The organism is Allobosea sp. Root381, assembly GCF_001429395.1.
Classification (GTDB): domain Bacteria; phylum Pseudomonadota; class Alphaproteobacteria; order Rhizobiales; family Beijerinckiaceae; genus Allobosea.
Map to the genome: position 1 here is coordinate 81,504 of NZ_LMJT01000010.1, position 24,541 is coordinate 106,044.

The window sequence follows — 24,541 nt, forward strand, 5'->3', positions numbered from 1 at the left end:
GCCATGTCGCATTCAGCCGAATCAGACGCCCGCGCCATCCTCAAATCGGTGTTCGGCTATGATGAATTCCGCCCCGGCCAGTGGGAGGTGATCGAGGCCGCGCTCGCCGGCCGCGACGTCTTCGCGGTGATGCCGACCGGCTCCGGCAAATCGATGTGCTACCAGCTTCCCGCGCTCGTGGCCGGCGGGCTGACGCTCGTCGTCTCGCCGCTGATCGCCCTGATGCGCGACCAGGTCGGCCAGCTGGTGCGCGCCGGGGTCGCCGCCGCCTCGCTGAACTCGATGAACAGCGAGAGCGAGGCCGCCGAGGCCTGGGATCGGCTCAACGCCGGCGATCTGCGCCTGCTCTTCGTGTCGCCCGAGCGGCTGGCCGGCGAGGGACTGGTCAACCGGCTGCGACGGCTCGGCGTCACCCGGCTCGCCATCGACGAGGCGCACTGCGTTTCGCAATGGGGCCATGACTTCCGGCCGGAATACCGCCTGCTGGCCAAGACGCGCGAGGCGCTGGGCGGTGTGCCGGTGACCGCGCTGACCGCGACGGCTGACCGGCAGACGCAGGCTGATATCGCCCAGCAGCTCTTCCCGCAGCCGCCCCATATGGTGGTGCATTCCTTCGATCGACCGAACCTCAAGCTCGCCTTCGCGCCGAAGGATCAGCCGCGCCGGCAGATCGACGAATTCCTGCGGCGCCACCGCGGCGGCTCGGGCATCGTCTACTGTTCCTCGCGCAACCGCACCGAGAAGCTGGCCGAAGGGCTGCGTGAGAAGGGCTGGAACGCGCTGGCCTATCACGCCGGCATGGAGCAGGGCCTGCGCAATCGCAACCAGGACATCTTCCTGCAGGAGGACGGCGTCGTCGTCTGCGCGACCATCGCCTTCGGCATGGGCATCAACAAGCCCGACGTCCGCTTCGTCGTCCATGCCGACATGCCGGGCTCGGTCGAGAGCTATTACCAGGAGATCGGCCGCGCCGGGCGCGACGGCCTTAGCGCCGATACGCTGACGCTCTTCGGCATCGACGACATGGTGCTGCGCTGCCGCCAGATCGACGAGAAGCCGATCGATGACGAGCGCCGCCGCATCGAGCACAAGCGCCTCAACGCCATGATCGACCTCTGCGAGAACGCACTGTGCCGCCGCAGCGCATTGCTCGCCTATTTCGGCGAGGCGACGCAGAGCTGCCGGCACGGCAATGTCCCGATCCGCTGTGATCTCTGCGGAGCCGATGCTCCCGAACTCAGCGATGCGACGCTGGATGCGCGAAAGCTGCTCTCGGCCGTGGCGCGTTCCGGCCAGCGCTACGGCGCCGCCCATCTCGCCGATATCCTGACCGGCAACGCGACCGAGGCCATCCGCCGCCAGAACCATGACGGGCTGAAGACCTTCGGCGTCGGCCAGGACAAGCCCAAAAATGCTTGGACCGCCTTGACCCGCAAGCTCTTCGCCGCCGGCGCCTTGGCCGAGGCCAGCACCGAGCATGGCGGGTTCTGCCTGACCGAAAAGGGCGAGGACATCCTCTTCGGCCGCGAGGCGATCGCGCTCAGGGCCGATCCTTTCGCGGCGCGCCGGACGCGTCGGGAGGGACGCGAATCCGCCCGCGCCGACGGGCTCGACGAGGGCACGGCCGGCCTGTTCGAGCATCTGCGCCAATTGCGCCTGTCGCTTGCCCGCGAGGAGGGCGTCGCCGCCTATATCATCTTCACCGACCGCACGCTGATCGCCATGGCTCGGGCGCGCCCCGCCGGCCTGGAGCAGATGCGGGCGATCGAGGGCGTCGGCGAGCGCAAGCTCAGCCAGTATGGCGAGGCCTTCGTCGAGGCGATCGCGAGCTTCGACGGCTGAGGCCTGCGCTCGGTCCTACCAGTTGGCCCACGCTCGCGAATGAGGCATGCTGGCGATCGGCCGGGGGGCCGATCCGGGAATTCGCGCGTTCATGGAGAGCATCGAAGCAGCCCTGTCCGGCCTGATCGGGCAGTCGCATGTGCTCGTCGCAGTTTACGACAGGACAGACCGCATCCGCTATGCCAACGACGCCTTCCGGCGCACCTTCGGGCTCGATCCCGAGGAGACGCCGAGCTGGGCGGAGATCATGCGCCGCAACCTGCCCCAGCTGAAAGGCACCGCGATCCGTTCGCCCGATTTCGAGGCCTGGCTGACCTCGACACAGTCGCGCCGCGGCAAGACCCCGTTCCGAGCCTATGAGACCGACCTGACCGATGGACGCTGGCTCTGGATGACCGAGACCGTCCAGCCCAATGGCTGGATGCTCTACATCGCCAGCGAGATCACCGATCTGCGTCCCGACGAGCGCCTGTTGCGGCAGGACCGCGACCTCGCGCTGCGCGCCGCGCAGACCGACGAATTGACCAGCACCGCCAATCGCCGCTTCGTCTTCGGCCGCCTCGAGGCGTTGCTGCTCACGACGGCAGCCACGCCCGGCAGCGAGCTCAGCGTCTGCGTGTTCGACATCGACCTGTTCAAGGGCATCAACGATCGCTTCGGCCATCAGGGCGGCGACATGGTGCTGCGCCATTTCGTCAACCTCGTCCATCAGCACATCGGCAGGACCGATTGCTTCGGCCGCATCGGCGGCGAGGAGTTCATGCTGGTGACGCCGGGCAGCGGCGTCGAGACCTGCCGCCTCTTCGTCGAGGCCTTGCTCGCGGAGGCGCGCGTCGCCTGTCCGCTGCCGGACCTGCCGGCGCTGGCCTACACCTGCTCCGCCGGCATCGCCGCTTATCGGCCGGGCGATACCGCGCCTGCGCTCTATGGCCGAGCCGACCGAGCGCTCTATCGGGCCAAGGAAGCCGGGCGCGATCGGGTCGTGCTCGCGGAGGAGCCGCTGTCGCCGGCTTCCGCCTGAGCGTCTCGCGCACGCACGTGCATGAGCGCGTTTGCGCGTGTCCATGCGTGCGAGCGCGTATGCGCGTGAAAAAGCCGCGTTCTGCCCCTATATTCTCCCGACGAATCAAGATGATCGCGGGCGCCTGCGCGCCGGCCGAAGGACCGACAGATGAGTGAAGCTGCCCGCGACCTCGAGGACGCCGCCTATGGCGCCGATTCCATCAAGGTTCTCAAAGGCCTGGATGCGGTGCGCAAGCGGCCGGGCATGTATATCGGCGACACCGATGACGGCTCGGGCCTGCACCACATGGTCTACGAGGTCGTCGACAACGCGATCGACGAGGCGCTGGCGGGCCATGCCGACATCGTCACCGTGACGCTGAATGCCGAGGGTTCGGTGACCGTGACCGACAATGGCCGCGGCATTCCCACCGATATCCACAGCGAGGAAGGCATCTCGGCGGCCGAGGTCATCATGACCCAGCTCCATGCCGGCGGTAAGTTCGACCAGAATTCCTACAAGGTCTCCGGCGGCCTTCACGGCGTCGGCGTCTCTGTGGTCAACGCGCTGTCCATCTCGCTGAAGCTGAGGATCTGGCGCGGCGGCAAAGAGCATTTCATGGAGTTCCGCCATGGCGACGCGGTCGCGCCGCTCGCGGTCGTCGGCCCGGCCGGCGACAAGCGCGGGACGGAGGTGACCTTCACCCCGTCCCAGGAAACCTTCACGATGATCGAGTTCGACTACAAGACGCTCGAACATCGCCTGCGTGAACTGGCCTTCCTCAATTCGGGCGTGCGCATCGTCCTGACCGATGCCCGCCATGCCGAGGTGGTGCGCGAGGAGCTGATGTACGAGGGCGGCGTCGAGGCCTTCGTGCGCTATCTCGACCGGGCCAAGACCCCGGTCATCGCCCAGCCGATCATGCTCTCCTCGGAGAAGGACGGCATCACCGTCGATGTCGCGCTGTGGTGGAACGACAGCTACCACGAGAACGTGCTCTGCTTCACCAACAACATCCCGCAGCGCGATGGCGGCACCCATCTCGCCGGGTTCCGCGCCGCGCTGACGCGGCAGGTCACCGGCTATGCCGAAAGCTCCGGGATCTCGAAGAAGGACAAGGTTTCGCTGACCGGCGACGATTGTCGCGAGGGCTTGACCGCGATCGTCTCGGTCAAGGTGCCGGACCCGAAATTCTCGTCGCAGACCAAGGACAAGCTGGTCTCCTCGGAGGTGCGCCCGGTCGTCGAGAATGTCGTCAACCAGGCGCTCTCGACCTGGCTGGAAGAGCACCCGAACGAGGCCAAGACCATCGTCGGCAAGGTCGCCGAGGCTGCCGCCGCCCGCGAGGCGGCCCGCAAGGCGCGCGATCTCACCCGCCGCAAGGGCGCGCTCGACATCGCCTCGCTCCCGGGGAAGCTGGCCGATTGCCAGGAGCGCGATCCGGCCAAGTCCGAACTCTTCATCGTCGAGGGTGACTCGGCCGGTGGCTCGGCCAAGCAGGGTCGGGCCCGGGAGTATCAGGCCGTCCTCCCGCTGCGCGGCAAGATCCTGAACGTCGAGCGCGCGCGCTTCGACAAGATGCTCTCCTCCGAGCAGGTCGGTACGCTGATCACGGCGCTCGGCGCCGGCATCGGGCGGGCCGAGGCCGAGCAGGGCGGCTTCAACCTCGCCAAGCTGCGCTACCACAAGATCATCATCATGACGGACGCGGACGTCGACGGCGCCCATATCCGGACCTTGCTGCTGACCTTCTTCTACCGCCAGATGCCGGAGCTGATCGATGCCGGCCATCTCTTCATCGCCCAGCCGCCGCTCTACAAGGCGGCGCGCGGCAAGTCGCAGACCTATCTGAAGGACGAGCGTGCGCTGGAGGAGTATCTGGTCGAGACCGCGCTGGATGGCGCCGTCTTCAGGACCAGCGAGGGCATCGAGCGCGGTGGCGCCGACCTGCGCGGGCTGATCGAAGAGGCCCGGGGCGTCCGCCACACGCTGTCGCAGCTGCATTCGCGCTACGACCGCCGCGTCGTCGAGCAGATGGCGATCGCCGGCGCGCTCCGTCCGATCTCGGAGGAGAACGAGGCGCAGGGCAACGAGGCGGCCGCCTATGTCGCGCGCCGGCTCGATGCGATCTCCGACGATCTGGAGCGTGGCTGGGAGGGTAAGGTCGCCGAGGGCGGCTACGTCTTCTCGCGCATGGTCCGCGGCGTGAAGCAGGCGGCGATGATCGATGCCGGCCTGCTCGCCAGCGCCGAGGCCCGCAAGCTCGACGCTTCGGCCGCCTCGCTGCAGGAGGCCTATGCCAAGCCCGGCACGCTGTCGCGCAAGGGCGACGACCATGTCGTCAACGGCCCGACCGACCTGTTCGAGGCCGTCTCCGCCATCGGCAAGAAGGGCGTCTCGCTGCAGCGCTACAAAGGTCTGGGCGAGATGAATCCCGACCAGCTCTGGGAGACGACGCTTGACCGCGACGTGCGCTCGCTGCTCCGGGTCAAGAACGACCAGAACGACGAGGCTGACGACCTCTTCGTCAAGCTGATGGGCGATGTCGTCGAGCCGCGGCGCGAGTTCATCCAAACCAACGCGCTGAACGCGACCGTCGATACCTGAGCGTCTTTTCGTGTTCACATCCTCGCACAGGCGTCGCTCCGGACGGATGCCGAAGCAGTACCCGACGTGCAGCATCCGGATCATCAGCTCCGGATCGATCGAGGGCCGCCCCATCTCGCTTTAGAACGGGCGAAGATGGGCGCGGATCTCTGACAGATCGACGGAACGGTCGATGGCGCGCACCCAGTGATCGGCTGGTACGTGATGCCCCCGGCTGAACTCGTAGAACAACGTCTCATGCGCTACATGCCGCTCGCCCATCATCGCGCCGCGCCCCGGCCAAGAACGACTGAATCAGGACTTTACAGCTGAGAAACATCGATTTTTAAACGGCACCGGCGCAAGTTCGAAGTCGAAAGCGCTGCACAAGCTAACTTCAGAACTATTGTGGCCATTATTCCGGGTCCAATAGTGCGGAAAGTATCCCCTTTGCCGAATTCAGGTCTGCGACGAAACGCGCCGTTTCTTTTTCCCTTTCCGCTTCGTCTGGAAGCCGCAGCAAATATGATGGATGAACGGTCGCAATCATCGGCGTGCCATCGTCAAGCGACGTAATCTGGCCGCGTAGCGATGAAATCGACGTTGCCTTGCCCAGCAGCGAGGTCAAGGCGGTCGCGCCCATGGCCACGATGAGCCTCGGCCTGACGAATTCACGCTCAAGGCCAAGCCAGAAGCGGCAAGCCTTGATCTCGCCTGCGTTCGGGCTCTGGTGAATCCGCCGCTTGCCGCGCACCGTGAATTTGAAATGCTTTACGGCGTTGGTGATATAGGCGCGATCGCGTTCGAGCCCTGCCTGCGCTATCGCCTTGTTGAAAATCTGCCCGGCGGGCCCGATGAAGGGCTCGCCAGCCAGATCCTCCTGGTCGCCCGGCTGCTCGCCGACGAACATCACGGCAGCGTCGAGCGGGCCTTTCCCGAAGACGGTCTGCGTCGCATCCCGGCACAGATCGCAACGGGCGCAACTGCGCGCTGCCGTCGCCGCCTGAACCCAGTCGGAGGGTATCCCGGCGGTCCCTCCGATCAGCTCGGCTTGCCTCGACTGCTGGCGAGCATGACGAATGGAGGGGCTCGTCGGTGCCGCCTTCACCATTGCGGACATACGCTGCGAGGCGCCGGCAATCAGCGGCGCGATCAATTCGGCCTCCGGCAAGTTGCGCCAGTATTTCTCCGGCATCTCGGCTTTCATGGCCTTGATCTTCAGTCGCGCCGGATTGAAGATATTGGCGTAATAGGTCCTCCAATAATCCTCCATGGCGTCGTCGTCGGGCGAATCGCGCTTGGCCGCGCCTTCCGCTATCTGCAGGGCCGTTCCATCCCAATGAAGGGAGGCCAGCGGCGTCAGGATCGACCACCTCATCGACGAGAACCGGTTCACGAAGAACGACGAAACCCGCCGCACGATGAAATGCTCGGGCTCGAACCAGGCGACGAACACCTCGCCTTCCGCGTTATCGCGAACCTGCCTGAACCTGACGAAGGCGGTCATCTTATGTAAGTCGCGCCTGACGGCGCGCGCCATCGTGTTGAGGCGGTGGACGTCGGGATCGGTCGCGACCTTGAGAAGATCGGGCTCCCGCTTCAGGCGCAGCAACAGCCGGTAGAGCAGGCCGAACCGCTCGGGATCGCGATGGCAGACGACCTGCTCGGCGAGATCGAGAAATTCGCGCGGCACGTTGAGTCGAAAAAGCGGATCGCACGCGAGATGGTTGACCGGCTGGTCGACGAACAGGGCCATCGGCTCATCGCCGACATGCCAGACAATGTCGCCCGGCGGAATCTCCCGCTGGGCCAGCACGCGGGCCTGCCGGCGCCAGCCCTCGAAATCCGCCGGCTCGGCGAGGTGCGCGCCGAACATTCAGAGCAGCGCCAGTTGTTGCGACTTCGGTGCGAGATGCAGTCTCAACCGCTCGCTGTCGAGCAAAGCGCCGGGCCGCCAGTCCTCTGCCAAAATGAAGTTGCGCAGCACCCGCAACGAGCGGGCCAGGCGTGCGACGTCATCGAGCCGCAGTCGGCGGAACCGTCGCATCTCCAGGATGCTCTTGACGCTGCGGGTTCCCAAGCCCGGCACGCGCAGCAGCGTCTCGCGATCGGCCCGGTTGACGTCGACCGGAAAGCGCGAGCGATGACGAAGCGCCCAGGCCAGCTTGGGATCGACCGTCAAGTCGAGCATATGTCCGGAACTATCGTCGAGGATCTCGCCGATTTCGAAACCATAGAACCGCGTCAGCCAGTCGGCCTGGTAAAGCCGGTGCTCGCGCATCAGCGGCGGATCGGAGAGCGGCAGCTGCGCTGAGGCGTCCGGGATCGGACTGAATGCCGAATAGTAGACGCGCTTTAATCCAAAGCTGCCGTAGAGCTGGGCGCTGCGTTGCAAGATGACGGCATCGCTGGCGTCGTCGGCGCCGACGATCAATTGCGTGCTCTGGCCTGCAGGCGAGAAGGCAGGCGCCTTGCGCGAGACCGCACGCTCCGCCTTGCTCTCGTCGATCCTGAGTTTCAGCGAGCCCATCGCCGCGCTGATGTCCCGCGATTGCTTCTCGGGAGCGAAACGCTTGAGCGAAGCTTCGCTCGGCAATTCGACATTGACTGAGACACGGTCGGCGTAGAGCCCGGCCTGTGCGACGAGATCCGGACTCGCGCTCGGGATCAGCTTGAGATGGATGTAGCCGCGGAAATCATGGAGCTCGCGCAGCATCTGCGCGACCCGCACCATCTCTGCCATGGTGTAGTCGGGCGAGCGGATGATGCCCGAAGACAGGAACAGCCCTTCGATATAATTGCGCTTGTAGAAATTCAGCGTGAGATCGACCACCTCCTCCACCGAGAAGCGCGCGCGGGTGACATTGCTGGACGAGCGATTGATACAGAAGATGCAATCGTAACTGCAGAAATTGGTTAGCAGGATCTTCAGCAGCGAGATGCAGCGGCCATCGGGCGCATAGGAATGGCAGATGCCCGAGCCTGTCGTTGATCCGATGCCTTTCCCACCGACCGAGTTGCGCTTCGTCGTGTTGCTGGACGCGCAGGATGCATCGTACTTCGCTGCGTCGCTTAGAATTTCCAGTTTCTGCATGACCGAAAACCGGGCCAAGGAAAACCTCCGATGTTCATGATATGTTCTTTAGCATGAAGTTTCGATTCCGCTGGCGATTTTCCGCCATGACCGATTGTCGCAGGGCTGTCTGGGCAGAGGCCGCAGCTGAACGTCTCCTTTCCGGCCGCTCGTGAATGTCCACTTTGGCACGCATCACTGGCGCTAGCCGCCCAAGCCTAGAGGCCCAAGGCTAGGGGCCTTGTCCTGCGCGAGGCGCGCCGGATGGCCGCCAGCTTCGGACGAAGATAGCGGCGCCGTCCGCCGTTTCGACCAACTCCCCAGGCTCGGGGCCAGAGATCGCATCAAGGTCCATCGGCGTGCCTCTCCAAATGATGCGGATTTCCTCAGCGGAAATCGGAATGGGTGATTGGGTCGCTGGCGGGAAACGTCTCGATCAGCGCCTCGTCGAGAAGCTCGTCGAGATGGGAGCGCTGGCCGAGTGAGGCCGCCGCCTCGAGCGCAGCTGTTCGGCAGGCCCCGAGAGCGGCCAGCAGCGCATGCGCGGCTTTATCAGGGGAGCCTGCTGCATCCCCGGTGATCAGGACGCCGTTTCCTGCACCGCCCGGATAGAGATCCATTGGGCTCGGGATCGTCGCCACCGCCTTGCCCGCCGAGAGAAACCGCGCCAGCAGAGGCGCGGCTGCGGCGGCCGGGTCGGGCGGCGCCGCAGCCTCCCAAAGCCGGCCGACGACCCCGACGCAGAAAGCGGCGTCGAAATCCTCCGGAAACACTTGCCCAATGGCCAGAGTATCCGTGATGACCTCGTGGAGGCGGGCATCGGCCTTGAAACGCTCGCCGAGCGCGACCGGCACGTCTTCGAGGCTGGACAGGCGGTCGAAGACGAACCCGCCCTCCGGCGAGGCGACGATGACTTCCGCCCCGGCCTCGAGGAACGTGTAGTACGGCGCAATGAAGCGCTCGAGGCGCAGATGCCCGGGCAGGTCCCGGTCCGGGACGAGAACCATGAGGATGCGCATGGCGTCAGCTCGGTTGCATGGCTCGAACTGGCGCGTTGCTTCAGCGCAGGCCCTTGATGAAGGCTAGGAGATCCGCGTTGATCTGCGCCGCATGGGTCGTCGGCATTCCGTGCGGCAGCCCCGGATAGGTCTTCAGCGTCGAACCCTTGACGAGCTGGTGCGAAAGGGGCGCGGAGTCCGCGTAGGGGACGATCTGGTCGTCGTCGCCGTGCATGATGAAGGTGGGGACGTCGATCTGCTTCAGATCCTCGCTGAAGTCGGTCTCCGAGAACGCCTTGATGCATTCGTACTGCGCCAGCGCCCCACCCATCATCCCCTGACGCCACCAGTTCTGGCGTACGCCTTCGGACTCTTTTACGCCCGGGCGATTGTAGCCGTAGAACGGGATCGTGATGTCGAGGTAGAACTGCGAGCGGTTGGTGGCGGTGCCCTCTCTGATCTCGTCGAATACGCCAAGCGGCAGGCCGCCCGGGTTCGCGTCGCTCTTCACCATCACCGGCGGGACAGCGCTGATCAGGACGGCGGCTGCGGCACGACCCGCACCATGCCTGGCGACGTAGCGGGTGACCTCGCCGCCGCCCGTCGAATGCCCGACATGGATCGCCTTGGTCAGGCCGAGCGCCGATACGAGCTCGGCCACGTCTGCCGCATAGGTATCCATCTCATTGCCGGTCGCTGTTTGGGTCGAGCGGCCGTGCCCGCGGCGGTCATGCGCGATGACGCGAAAGCCCTGGCGATAGAAGAACATCAGCTGAGCGTCCCAGTCGTCCGCGCTGAGGGGCCAGCCGTGATGGAAGACGATCGCGGGCGCCTCGCTGGAGCCCCAGTCCTTGTAGAAGAGCTCTGTTCCGTTCTTGGCCTGGATGATCGGCATCACTGCTGCTCCCTTGCTCGATCCGCATGTCTCTGGTGTCGAGCGCAGTGTTGCTGCTGGGGAACGCGGCCACCAGTTAAGCGGCGTAAATCGCTGCAGCGTGCCGTAAAGGCAGCTCGGATGCGTGCGGTCGTTAGACGATGACGGCGTGTCAGGCCGGGCTTGCCGCCGTGATCCCGGCGAGCACCGCCCTGGCTTCGATCTGGTCGGCCGTGTCGGCGCCCTCGCTGAAGCGTGTGAAGATCGTCGCGAGCAGGTTGTTCTGCTTCCCGCCGCAGGCGTCCGGATCGTGCTGCATGAGACTGATACCTGCCCGCAGTTCCCAGGCAGGCGCGCCGTGCCGGCGGGCAAGGTCGAGCGCGAGCCGCAGCGACGTGAGACCGGGGGCGCGCGCTCCCCGCCGAAGCAGGATCTCGCCCTTTACGCGATGGAGTTCGGGTAGGCACCAGGCCTCTCCGGACGCCTCGCAGCGCGCCAGCGCATCGTCGATCCATGCAAGGGCGGCGTCCGGTTGCCCGGCTTCGGACAGGGCCAGCGCAAGCGCCGTCACGAAACCGGACAGATAAAGGACAAAACCCGACGCCTGCATCTTCTCGGACGCCTGGAGCATCAGCCGCAGGCCGGAAGACCGCTCCCCGCGCCGCCACATCACCTCGCCGCGATAGGCCTGTGCATAGGTGTGCCAGACGTCGAGTGCATTGGCAGCCGTGAGTTCCAGCAGCATCGACGCATAGCGGTCCGCAAGATCGAGATCGCCGACGAGCAGGGCCAGCGGGCAGGCGCCATCCGACAACGCGTAGCAAAGGGTCAGCCCGTGATCGACCTGGAGCGCTCGCTCGATGTTGCCCTTCGCATCGAGCATCGCCTGCTCGGGATAGCCCTGAAGCCAGAGGATGCGCTGCCGTGTGACGCGGGCGATGACGCGCTGATCGTACTGGTATCGGGCTGTGTGCGCCCGGCGGAGAGGCGGATCATAGGTTGCCAGCATCCGGTCGATGCAGAGGCGCGCCTCGGCCTGGTTCCCCAGGATGTGGAGTGCCCGGGCGCGCATGCGCTCTCCGATCGCGACCTCGGCCGGCTCGGTCGCGCGGTGTGCGAGGTCGATGAACTCTTCGGCATAGGCCAGCGCCTCACGCGGCCAGCCACTATTGGTTCGGTCGAGCCAGAGCGCCCAGAGCGAGCGCAGCTGGTAGTCGACATTGTCGAGTTCCCTCGCGAGCCCCAGTGCCGACAGCCAGGCTGCCGAACCGGTTTCGCGGGATGCGAGCGGTCGCATCTGCGGCCAGCCGAGGACGGTGCAGAGGCGCATACGCCAGTGCCGCGTATCGCCGGGAAGATCATCGAGGATGTCGAGGGCGCGCTCGACGCGGGCCAGGCACTCGTCGACGAGCGAGAGCTGGAAGAGGAAGGGGACCGCGGCGACGGTGAGAGCGACGCCGAGTGCGGGATCCCCCCTGGTCGAAAGCGCCCAATCCAGCGCGCCCCGCAGGTTTCCGAGATCGGGCAGATAGGTCGCAAGCCATTCCGAAGTCAGCCGAGTATCCCACTCCCCCTCGGCCCGCTCGAAGAGCGAGCGCATATGGACCGCGTGGCGGCTCGCGACGATCTCGCTCTCCCCGGCTTCCGCAAGCTTGTCCCGTGCATAGGCGCGCGTGGTTTCAAGCAGCCGGTAGCGGGGTTCGTCCGTGCCGTGATCCGCGAACACCAGTGATTTCGCACAGAGGCTCTCGAGAAGCTCGACGACCACCGCCGCCGCATCGTCGGCAATCCCGGCCGCTGATATCGCCGAAAAGCCGGAGAAAACACCGAGGCGGCGCAGGAGTCTCTGCTCGTCCAGACTGAGCAGTTCGTAGCTCCAGTCCAGCGTGGCCCGAAGGGTCTGGTGCCGCGGCAAGGCGGTACGGCGGCCCCGCGTCAACACCCTGAAGCGGTTGTCCAGCGAGCGCGCGAGACCGTGCAGGCCCGACGAACCGATCCGAGCCGCCGCGAATTCGATGGCGAGCGCGATCCCGTCGAGGCGGCGGCAAATGTCGGAAATGACCGTTAGATCATCCGTTGTCGGGACGAACCCTCCAAGGCTCGCGGACGCACGTTCGACAAAAAGCTCGACGGCCGGAAACGACAGGGCAGCAGCGGCATCGCGTGCCGGAGATGGCGGCGGGCAATCCAGAGGATGCAGCCGGTGAACCCACTCGCCCGCCGCGCGGAGAGGCTCGCGGGTCGTCAGGAGCAGATCCGCCCGCGGTGCGGCCCGAAGGACCTCTTCGGCCAGGCCGGCAATGCCATCCAGCAGATGCTCGCAGTTGTCGAGCAGGATCAAGGCGTGCGCATCGACCAAGAGGGCGGCGAGGTCTTCGACGGAAGACCCCGGTCTCAGCGGCCGTCCCACAGCCTTGGCAACGGCGGCGGGGACGAGTTCCTGATCTTGAATGGAGGACAGGTCGACGAAAATGACGCCATCGCGGTAATGGCTCGCGAGCGCAGCTGCCACCATGAGGGCGACCGTCGTCTTGCCGATGCCGCCCGGCCCTACGATCGTGACAAGCCGCCGCTGAGGGACGATGTCGCACAGATGGCGGATGGCCTCGTCGCGGCCGATGACGCGCGTGACCGGGACTGGCAGTCGCGACGATGTGAGCGAGGGAGGCGCGGGCTCTGCAACCGCGCGAGCCATGATTACTTCGGTCGCCAGAGTGTAGCCGCGACCCGGTACGTTGGCAATGTATGGCGTGCCGAGCGAGGTCTTGCCGAGGGTCTTGCGAAGCCCAGCGATATGCACGCGCAGGTTCGCTTCTTCGACGAAGGTGTTCGGCCAGACGCGTCGAATGAGTTCTGCCTTTTCGACAACCTCGCCGGCATGGCTCGCCAGCACCGCGAGAATGTCGAATGCTCTACTGCTGATCGACACGATGACGTCGTCACGCGTCAACACGCGCTTGTCCGGGACCAATGCGAAGGGCCCGAAGATCAGCGCTCCGGGCTCTTTCGATCCTATCGAAGTCACTGATCTCTTCCTGTTGCAGGGTGATCCTACGGAAGGCAGATGTCGTACTCAAGGATTCGGATATCGCTACGTTACGTTATCCTGGGTGGCGCACGGGGCCGATGATCGGATCGCTTTTGGCGTGCTCAGGCGGTACCACTGATGCCATCGACCGCACGCAGACGAGCGATGGCAAAATCCGTGAAGGCTCTGATGACGGGCCTCATGTACCGGACCGATGGATAGACCAGGAACGCTTCCGTCGACCTGATGCTGAAGTCGGGCAGGACCCGAACCAGACGCCCCGCGGCGAGATCGTCGGCAACGAGAGGGTGCTGGACGGGTCCGACGCCTCGCCCGTCGCATAACGAGGCGATCAGCACCTGCGCATTGTTCGTCCGCAGTATCGGGCTCACGCACACGCTCAGTTCGCCATTGTCATGCTGAAGGCTGAGAATGTCGGACAGCGCGGGAATAGCGCTCGCCATGACGACATCGACCTCCGAGAGACGTAGAGGATCGTCCAATCCGCCGATCCGGGCCAGGTAGGACGGTGCCGCCACGAGAAAGCGTCGAATAAACCCGATGCGACGCACGATGACGTTCCGCGCCTCCGGTCGCCCGTAGCGCACGGCCAGGTCGAAGTCCTCATGCACGAGGTCGATCACCCGATCTTCCAGGACGAGCTCCATGCTTACGCCGGGATGAGCCGCCTGGAAGTCGTTCACGATCGGATGGATGTGCTTTGATCCGATGCAGCTCGGGACATGCAGGCGAATCCGCCCTTCTACGACGCCGGCCTCGCGTCGAGAATCCTCCAGTGCGGCGTCGATCGCGCCGAGGGCCGGCTGGGCGACCTCATAGAGCCGCTGGCCCTGGGGGGTCGGCCGCACGAGTCGGGCCGAACGCTCCAGCAGTCGCGCGCCGACATGAGCCTCCAAGTTACGCAGATGTTTGCTGACGGCGGGCTGGGAAACGGCGAGATCCCGTGCGGCAGCGGTCATCGAACCGCGCTCGACGGTCCGAACGAAGGCCCGAAGCGCAAGCGTGAGGTCCATCTATTCCATCCAGTTATGACCATTATCACTTCATAGCTGATGGACGTGGCGCTGGCGAGGCGCTTCTGTCCGGTGATCCCGAGTCGAGATCCGATTGCACCAATGCTTCTGACCCGTCGCGCCGTCCTCATCGGAGCTCCCGCCACCCTGGCTGGCTGCGTCACCAGACAGGCGGTCAATGAACCCCCCCTGCCTCCCCCGGTAGTCGATGCAAGCCAGTTGGCGATGTATGCCGCGCTCGATGGCGAGCCGTTCCCCGTCCCTGCAGTCGACATATCGGAGATGGATCCACGCTTCCTGAGGCAGGTCGTGCCATACGCGACGACACAACCACCCGGGACGGTCGTCGTCGATCTAGAGCAGCGATACGCTTATCTCGTCAGAGAGAACGGGCGCGCCTTACGCTACGGCATTGGGGTCGGAAAGCAGGAAGCGTTCAATTTCCAGGGTACAGCGCTGGTCGGCCGAAAGGCTCAATGGCCGCGCTGGACGCCGACGCCGAACATGATCAAGCGCGAGCCGGACCGCTATGGTCGGTTTGCCGCTGGGTTGGCCGGTGGACCGGACAACCCGCTCGGCCCGAGAGCGCTCTATCTCTACCGGGGCGGGACCGACACCCTCTACCGGCTGCACGGCACCGTCGAACCGTGGACGATCGGCACGATGGTCTCGTCAGGCTGCGTCAGGCTGATCAACCAGGACATTGTCGATCTCTATCGCCGCGTGCCGGTGGGGTCGAAGGTCGTCCTCCTGCCGACATGAAGCCGTCGGTTTGCTCCCCCCCACGATCCAGACAAGGCAAAGAGCCATGCAATGGGAATATCTGGTGGTCGAAAACACCCTGGATGCCGGTGCCCTTGGGAAGCTAGGGGCTGACGGATGGGAGCTTGTCGCGGTCGTCTCCCCGGCACACTTCGTGCTGCATTACTTCTTCAAGCGTGAGGCGCACGCCTGACAGATATCGATCCGTTGCCCCCTTCCAGCGATCCACAACAGGAGAAATCGGTATGGCCCAGCGTGAAGCCATTTTTCCGGCCGGTCGGCATGACCTCTACGCGTCACAGGCCTATTCCGCCGCGATCAGGTCCGACAATCTCCTGTTCGTGTCCGGTCAGGTCGGCAGCCGCAGCGATGGGTCGCCCGAGCCGGACTTCGAGGCTCAGGTCCGTCTGGCTTTCACCAATCTCGAGGCGACGCTGAAGGCGGGCGGATGCGCGCTTGACGATATCGTCGATGTGACGAGCTTTCATACCAACCCCGAACACCAGTTCGACACGATCATGAGGGTCAAGAGCGAAGTCTTTCCGGAGGCGCCTTATCCGAATTGGACCGCGATCGGCGTCAACTGGCTCGCGGGGTTCGACTTCGAGATCAAGGTCATCGCCCGTATTCCCGATCGAATAACAAGCGATTAGGCCGCCCATCCGGTACGCGGAACGGCACTGCGAGCGTCCGCTTCCCGGCAATCGCTCAACTTCCGCAATTGGCGCGACGCTGCGTGTCGATCTCGGAACGATTTGTACGCGCCGCGGGGGCTGGGCACCGACGACGCTCGCCTTCGCGGCTCTCGCGCTGGCCGGGCTGGTCGGCCTTGGCCTGATGCGGCTCGATCGCGGCCGGGCGCCATCGGGCACCGCCGCCTCGCCCTTTGCAAGCTTCGCGATGTTCAAGCGCCCGGAAATCAGGCGCCTTCTCGGGATGCTGCTGTTCATCGAGATCGGCTTGGTACTGCCCTATGGCATGAAGCCGGTGCTGCAGGTCGATGCGGGGCTGAGCATGGCGACGATCGGGCTGATAGGCGTGATAGGCGGCAATCTAGCCGGCATCGCCGGCGCAGGCCTGGCAAAGCCGTTGGTCGACCGTGTCGGCGCCTGGCGCGTGCTCGCCGTCATTCTCGCCCTCACCGCGGCGATGGATACCATCCTCGCATTCGCGCTCGTCAGGCCGACGCCTGCCGCCGCGATCGGCTTCGTCCTGGCGTCCTCGCTGCTGAGCTTCGGCTATTTCACGGCCAGCCGGACGCTGATCCTCGGCGTCTGCGATCCGCGCCAGGGCGCGACCGAACTCAGCACCTTCCTGTGCATCGGCAACGCCTTCGTGCTCGGCCTCGCATCGCTGGGGAATCTGATCGCCGGGCAAATCGGCACGCAATTCCTCTTCGCGACCGCCGCCATATTCGCAAGCCTTTCGCTCATGTTCGTGCTTTGAGACAGCAGGGCTTGCACGGAAGCCACCCGATAGAGGTGCGCATTCGGGCAGCTATCCAACCGGTAGGAGGCCTGACCTTGGAAGACGAGTGCCGTGACTGCGGCGACGAAACACAGAATGCTTCAGGCCGGCGCGCTGCCTGACAGGAAGGAGCGGTAGGCCGGATTGTCGGTCTCGTCCCAATAGGGATAGCCGAGCGCGTCCAGGCTCTGCCTGAGTTTCGCGCGCTCCGCCGCCGGAATCTGGATGCCGGCGAGCACGCGGCCATAGTCGGCGCCGTGGTTGCGGTAGTGAAACAACGAGATGTTCCAACTGCCCGACAGGCTGTTCAGGAACTTCAGCAGCGCACCCGGCCGCTCCGGGAACTGGAAGCGGAAGATCATCTCGTCGCCAAGGTCGCGGGCCTGCCCGCCGACCATGTAGCGCACATGCAGCTTGGCGAGCTCGTTGTCGCTCATGTCGAGCACCGCATAGCCGTGCTCCGCCAGCATGGCGAGGATCTGGCGCTTCTCCTGCTCGCCCTCGCTCAGCTGTACGCCGACGAAGATCCGCGCCTCGGCCGGGTCGCTGTAGCGGTAGTTGAACTCGGTGATTGCGCGCTTGCCGAGCAGCCGGATGAACTGGCGGTAGCTGCCGGGACGCTCCGGGATGGTCACCGCGATCAGGGCCTCGCGCTGCTCGCCGATCTCGGCCCGCTCGGCGATGTGGCGCAACCGGTCGAAATTCATGTTGGCGCCGCTGTTGATCGCGACCAGCGCGCGTCCCGCCGCCTTGCCGCGCGCGGCGTAGGCCTTGAGCCCGGCGAGGCTGACCGCGCCCGATGGCTCGGCGACGGCGCGCGTATCCTCGAAGATGTCCTTGATCGCGGCGCAGATCTCGTCGGTCGAGACCGTGATGACCTCGTCCAGCAATTCGCGACAGAGCCTGAAGGTCTCCTCGCCCGCCTGCCGCACCGCGACGCCGTCGGCGAAGAGGCCGACCTGGTCGAGCATCACGCGCTCACCTGCGGCGATGGCGCCGGCCATCGAGGCCGCCTCGATCGGTTCGACGCCGATGATCTTCGTCTCCGGCCGCAGGAATTTAGCATAGATGGCGACGCCGGCGGCGAGCCCGCCGCCGCCCACGGGCACGAAGATCGCCTCGATTGCGTCCGGATGCTGGCGCAGGATCTCCATGCCGACCGTGCCCTGGCCGGCGATCACCTCGGGATCGTCGTAAGGGTGGACGAAGGTCAGCCCCTTCTCGGCCTCGACATGGCGGGCATGTGCATAGGCATCGTCGAAGCTCTCGCCATGCAGGACGACATGGCCGCCGAGCGCCCGCACCGCCTGGACCTTGATGTCGGGCGTGGTGCGCGGCATCACGATGGTGGCCTTCAGCCCGAGCTTCCGCGCCGCCAGCGCCACGCCTTGCGCATGATTGCCCGCCGAGGCGCAGATCACGCCGCGCTCGGCGAGATGGGCCGGAAGGCCGGCGATCTTGTTGTAGGCACCGCGCAGCTTGAAGGAGAAGACCGGCTGCAGATCCTCGCGCTTCAGGCTGATCGCGGCACCGAGGCGGGCCGAGAGCCGCGGCATGGCATCGAGCGGGCTCTCGATCGCAACGTCATAGACGCGGGCGCCGAGGATCTTGCGGACATAGTCTTGCATGCGGACCGTTCCTGAGGGACAGCCCCGCGATAGTGGCGGCAGCAGCGAAGTTCAATCGCCGCGGCGCGAATCCCGGGCCGCGAAGCGCGATCGCTCAGCCGATGCCGTCATTGCCGGCGCCGCAGACCAGCGCGCAGACCCGCTCCCACGGCGCGAAAGCGACGCGGCCGGACTGCAGCGCGGCGAGCGCAGCCGCGCCCGACAGATCGGCGGCGATGCCGAACTCGAACCACAGCGCCTTCGCGGCCTTCTCCATTTCGTCGTCGCTCACCAGCACGATCTCGTCGACGTTGCGGCGCGCGATCTCGAAGATCGCCTGGTCGGTCTGCCGGCACGACATCGTCGCCACCTTGGTCTCGAGCTTGTCGAGCGCCACGAGCTTGTCGGCCGCGAGGCAGGCATGCAGCGTCGGCGAGCCGATCGGCTCGATGCCGATGATCCGCGTCGCCGGGCGCTTCGCCTTGATTGCGGTCGAGAGCCCGCTGATCAGCCCGCCGCCGCCGATCGCGACCAGGATCGCATCGACCTCGGGCATGTCGTCGAGGATGTCGAGGCCGAGCGTGCCCTGGCCCGCGACGACCACGGGATCGCTGAACGGATGGGCATAGGTCGCCCCCGTCCGCTCGGCATGGGCCAGCGCTGCGGCATTGGCATCGTCCCAGATCGCGCCGACGATCTCGACTTCGGCTCCCCACTGCTTCAGCTTGGCGACCTTGTCCTCCACCACATTGGACGGCAGGAAGATCTTGGCCCTGGCGCCGAGCACATGGGCCGAGCGGGCGATGGCGAGGCCGTGGTTGCCGCCCGACGCCGTGACGATGCCGCGCGCTCGCTGCTCGTCGCTCAGCGTCAGCAGCCGGTTCATCGCACCGCGTGCCTTGAACGATCCCGCGGCCTGCAGCAGCTCGAGCTTCAGCGTGACCTCCGGCCCCCCGGTGACGCGATCCTTCAGCTGCGCATAGGGCAGGGTTGGCGTCTTCCGGATATGCGGCGCGATGCGGTGGCGCGCATCCTCGATGGCGGCGAGATCGATCACGACAGGGTTCCCTTGTAGGGCGCGGCGACGATCAGGCAGCAATTGCCCGGCCTGACCCGGCCGGGCTGGCGGCGGCCATAGAGGATGCCGTCGGCCGCATAGTGCAGCGTCTCGGGCGGCCGCGTCGGGTCCCAGGTGCAATGGATGCGGCCCGCCGGCTGGCCGGCGCTGACGGTCTCGCCATTGGCGTGAAAGGGCTCGAAGACGCCGTCGGCGGTCGCGTAGACATAGGCTGCGGTGCCCGGCAGCTCGAGGATGACCCCGCCGCCGCGCCGCGGCTCGGGCTTCTCCTGCGCGACGATGCCGAGATGGTCGAGCACGTTGGCGACGCCGCGGCGGCAGACCTTGAGCGCCTCGAGCGAGACGGTGCCGGCGCCGGCCATCTCGGTGCCGACCGTTACGAGGTCTGCTCGGCAGGCGGCGGCGGTCGCGGTACGCGGCTCGCCGAGATTGCTGATCACCACCGTCATCGGCGCGTCGAAGGCTCGGACGGCGGCGACGTTGCGCTTGTGCAGGGCCGGGTCGTCGGTCGGTTCGACGATGGCGCTCGGGATGATGTCGAGCGAGGAGCCGCCGGAATGCAGGTCGAGGAATGCGTCGCCCAGCGGCAGGATGTGATCGGTGACAAAGGCCGAGATCTGCTGGGTAATCGTGCCGCGCGGGTCGCCTGGGAAGGTGCGGTTGAAGTTCAGCCCGTCGACCGGCGAGGTGCGCTTGCCGGCGATCACGGCGTGGACGTTGTTGGCTGGCATCAGGATCAGCCGGCCCTGGACGCGTCCGGGATCGAGATCGCGGATCAGGTCGCAGATCGCGATCGGCCCCTCATACTCGTCGCCGTGATTGCCGCCTTCGAGGATCGCGGTCGGTCCCGAGCCGTTCTTGATGATCGCGATGGGGATGCGCGTCGCTCCCCAGGCATCGTCGTCCGGCGAATGCGGGATCATCAGGAAGCCGACCTGCTTGCCGTCCCGCTCCGGATCGACCGTCAGGAAGGCGCTGGAGGGGCGGGGCGCCGGCTTCGGGCGGGTGCTGGTCATTGGGTGGCTCGTGAAGTGCGATGAGTCGAATGTGGGCGTGGGGAACCCCTCTCCTGGAAGGAGAGGGGTGAAGGAGGCGTCATGGTCGGGCTTGACCCGACCATCTCAGGACAAGAGGACGCCTTGTGCTGCGAGAGATTCTCGGATCTGCGCTTGGCTTCGCCCGAGAATGACGGCGGCTGCCTCACAGCGTCGGCAGCGGGTCCATCGGCATGTCGAGATACTTCTTGTGCAGCCGCTCGAGCTCGCCGTTCATCGTGTTGAACAGGATGAAGCCGTCGAGCCAGCGCACCAGATTGTGCTGGTCCATCTGCACGGCCATATGCGCCGGGCTGCGGCGGATCACGAAGCGGCGCTCGAACTCCTTGTTCGGATTCTGCTTGGCGAGCGCCTGCGCCACGATGCTGTTGGTGGCGATCAGGTCCGCTTGGCCCGTCATGTATGCAGCGGCCGCGGTCGCGTCGTCCTCGGTGCGCATCAGGTTGGCCTTGGGTGCCGCGGCGGTGATCGCGAGTTCCTGCGTCGTGCCCTTGGCGGCGGCGATGCGAGTCGAGCCCAGCGTCTCCGCGCTGGTCACGGGCGAGGATTTCGCGCCGTAGACGGCGAGGAACGTGTTGGCGTAGGGCGCGGTGAACTGCACCTGGCGGGCGCGCTCGGGCGTCATGCCCAGCACCGAGATCACGATGTCGACCTTGTCGGTCATCAGGAACGGGATGCGGTTCGCCCCGGTGATCTGCTGCATCTCGAGCTTCACGCCGAGTCCCTTGGCGACCATCTCGGCGAACTCGATGTCGAAGCCGACCGGGTTGCGGTTGGCGTCCTGCGAGCCGAAGGGCGGCGCGTCGAGCGGCACGCCGATGCGCACCACGCCCTTCTGCAGGATGTCCTGGAGCTTGTCTGCCTTGGCCTCGGCCGCGCCGAAGGCGGCGACGGCCAGAGCGGCGATGCCGGCGAAGATTGAGCGCATGTTCTGTTCTCCCCTGGTTGAGATGCGTGACGGGACGGCGACCTCAGTGCAGCACGGCGCTGAGGAAGGTCTGCAGTTCGGGCGTCTTCGGCTCGGCGAGCACCGCCGCGGCCTGGCCTTCTTCATGGATCCGGCCCTCATGCATGAAGACCACGCGCGAGCCGAAGCGCCGCGCGAAGCCCATCTCATGGGTGACGAGGATCATCGTCATGCCTTCCTGCGCGACGGATTCGAGCACTTTCAGCACCTCGCCGGTCAGCTCGGGGTCGAGCGCCGAGGTCACCTCGTCGAACAGCATCAGCTTCGGCTTCATGGCGAGCGAGCGGGCGATGGCGACGCGCTGCTGCTGCCCGCCCGAAAGCTGCGAGGGAAAGGAATCGAGCTTGTCCTCCAGCCCGACGCGGCGCAGCACCTCGCGCGCGACCTCTCGCGCCGCCTCCGGCGCCTGCTTCTTCACCACGCGCGGCGCCAGAGTGATGTTGTCGCAGACCGAGAGGTGCGGAAACAGGTTGAAGCTCTGGAAGACGATGCCGACCTCCTGGCGCAGCTTGCGCAGGTTCGTCTTGGGGTCGTTGACCCGAACGCCGTCGACGCTGATCGACCCGGCCTGGATCGGCTCGAGCCCGTTGACGCAGCGAAGCATCGTGCTCTTGCCCGAGCCGGAGCGCCCGATCACGGCGACGACCTCGCCCTTGGCGACGGAAAGCGAGACGTTCTTCAGCACCTCGACGGTGCCGTAGCTCTTGCTGATAGCAGCGATTTCAACGAGCGACATCGAGCTTCCGCTCGAGTGAGCGGCTCCATTGCGTGAGGGGGAAGCACATCGCGAAATAGATGCAGGCGACGGTGATGTAGACGGCGAAGGGCTTGTAGGTACCGGCGGCCGTGAGCTGGCCCTCGCGGGTGAGCTCGACCAGCCCGATCGTCGCCGCCAGCGACGTGTTCTTGATCAGCTGGACCAGGAACCCAACCGTCGGCGGGATCGCGACGCGGATCGATTGCGGCACGATGACGTGGCGCAGTTGCTCGTACATCGACAGGCCGAGCGAGGCGCCGGCCTCCCATTGCGTCCTGGCGATGGAGATCAGCGCACCTCGCCAGATCTCGCCGAGGAAGGCGCTGCCATAGATCGAGAAGGCGAGCGCCGCTGCGAGCCAGGGATTGACGCTGATGCCGACGAAGGGCAGCCCGAAGAAGATCAGGAACAGCCAGACCAGCAGCGGCGTGCCCTGGACGATGTGGATATAGGTCGCGGTGATCCAGCGCAGCGGCGCGATCGGCGAGATTCGGGCGATCGCGAGCAGGAGGCCGAGCACGGCCGAGCCGGCGAAGGCTGTCGCCGTCAGGGCCAGCGTCCAGCGCGCCGCCGCGATCAGATACATCACGTCGATATAGGAGAAGGTCCGGATCATCGCCTGACGAACGCCCAGTAGTAGATGCCGGCGAAGAGGCCGCGGAAGGCAAAGGCGAGCGCCAGGTAGAGAACGCCGATGACGGTGTAGACCTCGAAGTCGCGGAAGGTGCGCGACTGCACGATCGAGGCCGCATGGAACAGGTCCTCGACCGAGATCTGCGAGACGACGCTGGTCGCCAGCATCAGCAGCACGAACTGGCTCGCGAGCGCCGGGAACATCGACTTCAGCGCCGGGAACACCACGATGTAGCGGAAGACCTGCAGGCTGGAGAGGCCGAGCGAGTGGCCGGCCTCGATCTGCGCCTTCGGCACGGCCTGGAACCCGGCGCGGACAATCTCGGTGGTGTAGGCGCCGAGATTGATGACCAGCGCGATCAGCGCCGCCGTCATTCCGTCGAGCCGGACGCCGAAGCTCGGCAGGCCGAAGAAGATCAGGAAGAGCTGCACCAGCAGCGGCGTGTTGCGGATCACCTCGACATAGGCCGTGACGATGCGCTGCAGCCAGCCCGGCCCGTAGACCTTGGCCGCCGCGCAGGCGACGCCGACCGTAAGCCCGCCCAGCATCGTCCAGACCGAGAGCGTCAGCGTGACCAGAACGCCATCGAGGATGGATTCCCAGGCCGCGAAGATGTCGCGGAACTGCAGCCCATACTTCATCGCCGCGGCCGTCCAGACACCTGGCGGAATGGCTCGCAATGTTCGGCGCGTGGCATGGCCCGTTGCAGCATCTCATCCCCTTTTTTGAGAGGCTAGGTTGGCTTCTTATTTGATGTCAAGCTTCATATATGAAACAACGTACCATGACCGATTTCTCGGAAGCCGAAAGCGCAGATAAGACCTCCTACGCCGCGCCGGCGTTGGAGAAGGGTCTCGACATCCTCGAGCTGCTGGCGGAGGTCGGCGAGCCCCTGTCGACGCGCACCATCGCCGAGCGGCTGCAGCGCTCGAAGAGCGAGATCTTCCGTATGGTCTTCGTGCTGCTGCAGCGCGGCTATCTGGCGCGCGAGCCGGGTACGGACCGACTGCATCTGTCGCGGCGGCTGTTCGATCTCGGCATCAGGACGCCCGGCGGCCGGCAGCTGACCGCAGTCGTGCTGCCACTGATGGAGCGCTTCAGCGAGGCGAGCGGCCAGGCCGCGCATCTCGTCGTGCTGAGTCGGGCGCAGACCGTCGTACTCGCGACGACGTCCGGCCATCTCGATGCCAGCGTTATCGTACGGCCAGGCTATGGCCGTCTGGCGCTGGAAGCCAATTCCGGGTTGCTGATCCTCGCCTTCCAGTCGGAGGCGCGCCGCCGCTCGCTGATGCGCGATGCCGGCCCGGTCGAGCTCGGCAAGCTCGCCGAAGCCGAGCGGGCCGATGTCTTTGCCGGCATCCGTGCGCTCGGCCACCGGGTCGCGCCGAGCCGCGACATCATGGCCGTGACCGATATCGCCTGCCCGATTATCGGCCCTGCCGGCCATGCCGAGGCGGCGATTCTGGTGCCCCTGCTCCAGCGCCATGGCGTCGCGCTGGACGAGGAAGCAGTCGTGCAGGGCCTGAAAACGATCTGCCGCGAGGCGGGCGCACAGCTTTCGCTATAGGCCGGCGTCGCGGCTCCTACGCCGCGCGTCGACCGAAGGCTTCCTGCCCATAGCCGGACGAGGTCGCCCACGCCCCGCCCGCGCCCTGCTCCTGTCCGGTCCTGAAGGCGGCGACGAGGTCGTTGAGCTGGCCGATGCGGGAGGAGAGCGAGGCGGCCGACGCCGCGCTTTCTTCGGACAGCGCCGCGTTCTGCTGCGTCATCTCGTCG

At 65.9% G+C, this 24,541-nt stretch carries 22 protein-coding genes and 1 pseudogene; 8 read left to right on the plus strand and 15 right to left on the minus strand.

What is annotated here, in order from left to right:
- Nucleotides 1-3 precede the first annotated feature (3 nt).
- The 3 genes from recQ (at nucleotide 4) to gyrB (ending at nucleotide 5,452) form a co-directional block, all read left to right on the plus strand.
- Nucleotides 4-1,842 carry a DNA helicase RecQ gene (recQ, locus tag ASE63_RS10955; protein WP_056800831.1) on the plus strand — a complete coding sequence of 613 codons (1,839 nt, stop codon included), beginning with the start codon at nucleotides 4-6 and terminating at the stop codon, nucleotides 1,840-1,842.
- Nucleotides 1,843-1,933: 91 nt separating this feature from the next.
- Nucleotides 1,934-2,863 (plus strand): GGDEF domain-containing protein, encoded by a 930-nt coding sequence (locus tag ASE63_RS10960; protein ID WP_056800892.1) that lies wholly within the window; start codon nucleotides 1,934-1,936, stop codon nucleotides 2,861-2,863.
- Between the two features lie 150 nt (nucleotides 2,864-3,013).
- The gene (gene gyrB, locus ASE63_RS10965; RefSeq protein WP_056800833.1) at nucleotides 3,014-5,452 is read left to right on the plus strand and encodes a DNA topoisomerase (ATP-hydrolyzing) subunit B; all 2,439 of its coding nucleotides are present in this window, start codon (nucleotides 3,014-3,016) and stop codon (nucleotides 5,450-5,452) included.
- A 12-nt stretch (nucleotides 5,453-5,464) separates the two neighbouring features.
- On the opposite strand, the pseudogene ASE63_RS10970 reads toward gyrB, so the two are convergent.
- From ASE63_RS10970 to ASE63_RS11000, 7 genes and pseudogenes are all read right to left on the minus strand, one after another.
- Nucleotides 5,465-5,716, minus strand: a pseudogene (locus tag ASE63_RS10970) (transposase); the annotation flags it as partial.
- Nucleotides 5,717-5,846: 130 nt separating this feature from the next.
- Nucleotides 5,847-7,307, minus strand: a complete 1,461-nt coding sequence (locus ASE63_RS10975; protein WP_056800835.1) for a UdgX family uracil-DNA binding protein — start codon at nucleotides 7,305-7,307, stop codon at nucleotides 5,847-5,849.
- Nucleotides 7,308-8,525 (minus strand): putative DNA modification/repair radical SAM protein, encoded by a 1,218-nt coding sequence (locus ASE63_RS10980; RefSeq protein ID WP_056800837.1) that lies wholly within the window; start codon nucleotides 8,523-8,525, stop codon nucleotides 7,308-7,310.
- Between the two features lie 365 nt (nucleotides 8,526-8,890).
- A complete protein-coding gene (locus ASE63_RS10985) occupies nucleotides 8,891-9,523 on the minus strand; it encodes a hypothetical protein (RefSeq protein WP_056800839.1) in 633 nt (210 codons plus the stop codon).
- Nucleotides 9,524-9,563: 40 nt separating this feature from the next.
- Entirely contained in the window at nucleotides 9,564-10,397 is an 834-nt protein-coding gene (locus ASE63_RS10990; RefSeq protein WP_056800841.1) for an alpha/beta hydrolase, read from the minus strand.
- A 151-nt stretch (nucleotides 10,398-10,548) separates the two neighbouring features.
- Complete coding sequence (locus tag ASE63_RS10995; RefSeq protein WP_156410300.1) at nucleotides 10,549-13,326, minus strand: winged helix-turn-helix domain-containing protein; 2,778 nt, start codon at nucleotides 13,324-13,326, stop codon at nucleotides 10,549-10,551.
- Nucleotides 13,327-13,526: 200 nt separating this feature from the next.
- Nucleotides 13,527-14,438 (minus strand): LysR family transcriptional regulator, encoded by a 912-nt coding sequence (locus ASE63_RS11000; protein WP_056800846.1) that lies wholly within the window; start codon nucleotides 14,436-14,438, stop codon nucleotides 13,527-13,529.
- A gap of 102 nt (nucleotides 14,439-14,540) precedes the next feature.
- Between ASE63_RS11000 and ASE63_RS11005 the strand changes: the two genes are divergently transcribed.
- The 4 genes from ASE63_RS11005 (at nucleotide 14,541) to ASE63_RS11015 (ending at nucleotide 16,646) form a co-directional block, all read left to right on the plus strand.
- Nucleotides 14,541-15,200: a L,D-transpeptidase gene (locus ASE63_RS11005; protein WP_056800848.1), complete on the plus strand. Its 660-nt coding sequence runs from the start codon at nucleotides 14,541-14,543 to the stop codon at nucleotides 15,198-15,200.
- A gap of 46 nt (nucleotides 15,201-15,246) precedes the next feature.
- Nucleotides 15,247-15,393 carry a hypothetical protein gene (locus ASE63_RS27900; protein WP_200962551.1) on the plus strand — a complete coding sequence of 49 codons (147 nt, stop codon included), beginning with the start codon at nucleotides 15,247-15,249 and terminating at the stop codon, nucleotides 15,391-15,393.
- Nucleotides 15,394-15,445: 52 nt separating this feature from the next.
- Nucleotides 15,446-15,853 (plus strand): RidA family protein, encoded by a 408-nt coding sequence (locus ASE63_RS11010; protein WP_056800849.1) that lies wholly within the window; start codon nucleotides 15,446-15,448, stop codon nucleotides 15,851-15,853.
- Between the two features lie 184 nt (nucleotides 15,854-16,037).
- Nucleotides 16,038-16,646 carry a hypothetical protein gene (locus tag ASE63_RS11015; protein ID WP_056800851.1) on the plus strand — a complete coding sequence of 203 codons (609 nt, stop codon included), beginning with the start codon at nucleotides 16,038-16,040 and terminating at the stop codon, nucleotides 16,644-16,646.
- 122 nt (nucleotides 16,647-16,768) lie between these two features.
- Here ASE63_RS11015 and ilvA read toward each other — a convergent pair whose 3' ends face one another.
- The 7 genes from ilvA to ASE63_RS11050 all read right to left on the minus strand — a co-directional run bounded on the left by ilvA (nucleotide 16,769) and on the right by ASE63_RS11050 (nucleotide 23,406).
- Nucleotides 16,769-18,295, minus strand: coding sequence for a threonine ammonia-lyase, biosynthetic (gene ilvA / locus ASE63_RS11020; RefSeq protein WP_056800853.1), 1,527 nt, complete (start codon nucleotides 18,293-18,295; stop codon nucleotides 16,769-16,771).
- Between the two features lie 94 nt (nucleotides 18,296-18,389).
- Entirely contained in the window at nucleotides 18,390-19,331 is a 942-nt protein-coding gene (locus tag ASE63_RS11025; protein WP_056800856.1) for a pyridoxal-phosphate dependent enzyme, read from the minus strand.
- On the minus strand, nucleotides 19,328-20,368 hold the full coding sequence (locus ASE63_RS11030) for a succinylglutamate desuccinylase/aspartoacylase family protein (RefSeq protein WP_056800858.1): 1,041 nt from the start codon (nucleotides 20,366-20,368) through the stop codon (nucleotides 19,328-19,330). Before ASE63_RS11030 ends, ASE63_RS11025 begins: the two co-directional genes overlap by 4 nt.
- A gap of 184 nt (nucleotides 20,369-20,552) precedes the next feature.
- On the minus strand, nucleotides 20,553-21,335 hold the full coding sequence (locus ASE63_RS11035; RefSeq protein ID WP_056800860.1) for a transporter substrate-binding domain-containing protein: 783 nt from the start codon (nucleotides 21,333-21,335) through the stop codon (nucleotides 20,553-20,555).
- Nucleotides 21,336-21,378: 43 nt separating this feature from the next.
- A complete protein-coding gene (locus ASE63_RS11040; RefSeq protein WP_056800862.1) occupies nucleotides 21,379-22,110 on the minus strand; it encodes an amino acid ABC transporter ATP-binding protein in 732 nt (243 codons plus the stop codon).
- A complete protein-coding gene (locus tag ASE63_RS11045) occupies nucleotides 22,097-22,747 on the minus strand; it encodes an amino acid ABC transporter permease (RefSeq protein WP_156410301.1) in 651 nt (216 codons plus the stop codon). Before ASE63_RS11045 ends, ASE63_RS11040 begins: the two co-directional genes overlap by 14 nt.
- Nucleotides 22,744-23,406 carry an amino acid ABC transporter permease gene (locus tag ASE63_RS11050; protein WP_056800864.1) on the minus strand — a complete coding sequence of 221 codons (663 nt, stop codon included), beginning with the start codon at nucleotides 23,404-23,406 and terminating at the stop codon, nucleotides 22,744-22,746. The genes ASE63_RS11045 and ASE63_RS11050 overlap by 4 nt, the downstream gene beginning before the upstream one ends.
- A 143-nt stretch (nucleotides 23,407-23,549) precedes the next feature.
- On the opposite strand from ASE63_RS11050, the gene ASE63_RS11055 reads away from it, so the two are divergent.
- Nucleotides 23,550-24,332 carry a helix-turn-helix domain-containing protein gene (locus tag ASE63_RS11055; protein WP_056800866.1) on the plus strand — a complete coding sequence of 261 codons (783 nt, stop codon included), beginning with the start codon at nucleotides 23,550-23,552 and terminating at the stop codon, nucleotides 24,330-24,332.
- A 16-nt stretch (nucleotides 24,333-24,348) separates the two neighbouring features.
- On the opposite strand, the gene ASE63_RS11060 is transcribed toward ASE63_RS11055, so the two are convergent.
- Nucleotides 24,349-24,541 (minus strand): hypothetical protein (locus ASE63_RS11060; RefSeq protein ID WP_056800872.1); only part of this gene is annotated, 193 nt, incomplete at its 5' end.

Bases quoted from the DNA above. Each gene is read 5' to 3' on its own strand.
- recQ (WP_056800831.1), top strand. From the start codon at position 4: ATGTCGCATTCAGCCGAATCAGACGCCCGCGCCATCCTCAAATCGGTG.
- ASE63_RS10960 (WP_056800892.1), top strand. From the start codon at position 1,934: ATGGAGAGCATCGAAGCAGCCCTGTCCGGCCTGATCGGGCAGTCGCAT.
- gyrB (WP_056800833.1), top strand. From the start codon at position 3,014: ATGAGTGAAGCTGCCCGCGACCTCGAGGACGCCGCCTATGGCGCCGAT.
- ASE63_RS10975 (WP_056800835.1), bottom strand. From the start codon at position 7,307: ATGTTCGGCGCGCACCTCGCCGAGCCGGCGGATTTCGAGGGCTGGCGC.
- ASE63_RS10980 (WP_056800837.1), bottom strand. From the start codon at position 8,525: ATGCAGAAACTGGAAATTCTAAGCGACGCAGCGAAGTACGATGCATCC.
- ASE63_RS10985 (WP_056800839.1), bottom strand. From the start codon at position 9,523: ATGCGCATCCTCATGGTTCTCGTCCCGGACCGGGACCTGCCCGGGCAT.
- ASE63_RS10990 (WP_056800841.1), bottom strand. From the start codon at position 10,397: ATGCCGATCATCCAGGCCAAGAACGGAACAGAGCTCTTCTACAAGGAC.
- ASE63_RS11000 (WP_056800846.1), bottom strand. From the start codon at position 14,438: ATGGACCTCACGCTTGCGCTTCGGGCCTTCGTTCGGACCGTCGAGCGC.
- ASE63_RS11005 (WP_056800848.1), top strand. From the start codon at position 14,541: ATGCTTCTGACCCGTCGCGCCGTCCTCATCGGAGCTCCCGCCACCCTG.
- ASE63_RS27900 (WP_200962551.1), top strand. From the start codon at position 15,247: ATGCAATGGGAATATCTGGTGGTCGAAAACACCCTGGATGCCGGTGCC.
- ASE63_RS11010 (WP_056800849.1), top strand. From the start codon at position 15,446: ATGGCCCAGCGTGAAGCCATTTTTCCGGCCGGTCGGCATGACCTCTAC.
- ASE63_RS11015 (WP_056800851.1), top strand. From the start codon at position 16,038: ATGCGGCTCGATCGCGGCCGGGCGCCATCGGGCACCGCCGCCTCGCCC.
- ilvA (WP_056800853.1), bottom strand. From the start codon at position 18,295: ATGCAAGACTATGTCCGCAAGATCCTCGGCGCCCGCGTCTATGACGTT.
- ASE63_RS11030 (WP_056800858.1), bottom strand. From the start codon at position 20,368: ATGACCAGCACCCGCCCGAAGCCGGCGCCCCGCCCCTCCAGCGCCTTC.
- ASE63_RS11035 (WP_056800860.1), bottom strand. From the start codon at position 21,335: ATGCGCTCAATCTTCGCCGGCATCGCCGCTCTGGCCGTCGCCGCCTTC.
- ASE63_RS11040 (WP_056800862.1), bottom strand. From the start codon at position 22,110: ATGTCGCTCGTTGAAATCGCTGCTATCAGCAAGAGCTACGGCACCGTC.
- ASE63_RS11045 (WP_156410301.1), bottom strand. From the start codon at position 22,747: ATGATCCGGACCTTCTCCTATATCGACGTGATGTATCTGATCGCGGCG.
- ASE63_RS11050 (WP_056800864.1), bottom strand. From the start codon at position 23,406: ATGAAGTATGGGCTGCAGTTCCGCGACATCTTCGCGGCCTGGGAATCC.
- ASE63_RS11055 (WP_056800866.1), top strand. From the start codon at position 23,550: ATGACCGATTTCTCGGAAGCCGAAAGCGCAGATAAGACCTCCTACGCC.